Annotated in this window: 2 protein-coding genes; both read right to left on the reverse strand. The window is 68.2% G+C overall.

Annotated elements, in window-relative coordinates; translation table 11 throughout:
* The coding region (locus AC1DOC_RS34240) for an ABC transporter permease (protein ID WP_478131644.1) at positions 1–658 on the reverse strand (658 nt) is incomplete at its 3' end.
* Between the two features lie 21 nt (positions 659–679).
* Positions 680–1,232: ABC transporter substrate-binding protein (locus tag AC1DOC_RS34245; RefSeq protein WP_478131645.1), on the reverse strand; the 553-nt coding region annotated here is incomplete at its 5' end.

Here is a 1,232-nt window from a genome sequence, read left to right on the forward strand (position 1 = left end):
GGCCCTTGGCGCGCGCGGTGCGGATGTAGTCCTCGTGCAGCACCTCGAGCACGGTGGCGCGCGTCATGCGCGTGACGAGCGCGATGTACACCAGCGCGAGGTTCACGCAGGGCAGCACCAGGCCGCGCAGCCATTGCCCGGGACTGTCGGAGAAGCGCACGTAGCCCTGCACCGGGAACCACGGCAGCTGGATCGCAAACGCGTAGATCAGCAGGTAGCCCACCAGGAACACCGGCACCGAGAACGCGAGCACCGCGAACAGCATCACGAGCCGGTCGATCCAGCTGCCCGCGCGGTAGGCCGCGAGCGTGCCCAGCGGCACCGCCAGCACCAGCGTGAGTGCCATGGTCAGCACCGCGATCGACACCGTGGGCTCCAGCCGCTGCGCGAGCAGCTGCGCCACCGGCACCTGCGTGAAGATCGAGGTGCCGAGATCGCCCGTGAAGAGCTTGCCGAGCCAGATCGCGAACTGCTGCCACAGCGGCAGGTTCAGGCCCAGCGCGGCGCGCAGCTTCTCGATGTCCTCGACCGAGGCCAGGTCGCCCGCGATCAGCGCCGCCGGGTCGCCCGGCGACAGGTGGATCAGCAGGAACACTACCACCGCCACCACTGCCATCACCGGCAGCGTCGAGAGAAATCGCCTGAGGATGTAGCCCATGGTGCTGCCGTGCGGTGCCGCTTACTTGTCGAGCATCCAGACCGTCGGCATGCCGGCCCAGAGCTTGTCGATGCCCTTGAGGCTGGCGCGGGCGGCAAACGCGGCTGTGTACTGGCCTGCGTTGATGTAGGGCACCGTTTCATAGGCACGGGCCTGGAAGGCGTCGAGGATCTCGCGGCGCTTGGCCGGCACGGTTTCCTTCAGCCAGGCGTTGCGCAGATCGTCGAGTGTCTTGTCGCAGGGCCAGCCGGGCAGCGTGTTGCCGCAGGCCGCGCTCAGGTAGGCGTTGGTGATGGGGGAGTTGACGTCGAACTCGCCCGCCACGGTGACGTACATGTTCCAGCCGCCGGCCTCCGGCGCGTCGCGCTTGGCGCGGCGCGCGCCGATGGAGGCCCAGTCCATGGTCTGCGCATCGACGTTCATGCCGATGCTGCGCATGGTCTGCGCGGCCATCAGCGCCTCGGCATTGAGGTAGGTGACGTCGCTCGGCACCAGGATGGTGACCTTCTCGCCCTTGTAGCCGGCGTCCGCAAGCATCTTCTTGGCCTTGGCCACGTCGGCCTTGCGGTAGGGC

The organism is Variovorax sp. 01T439_2 (assembly GCF_056398445.1).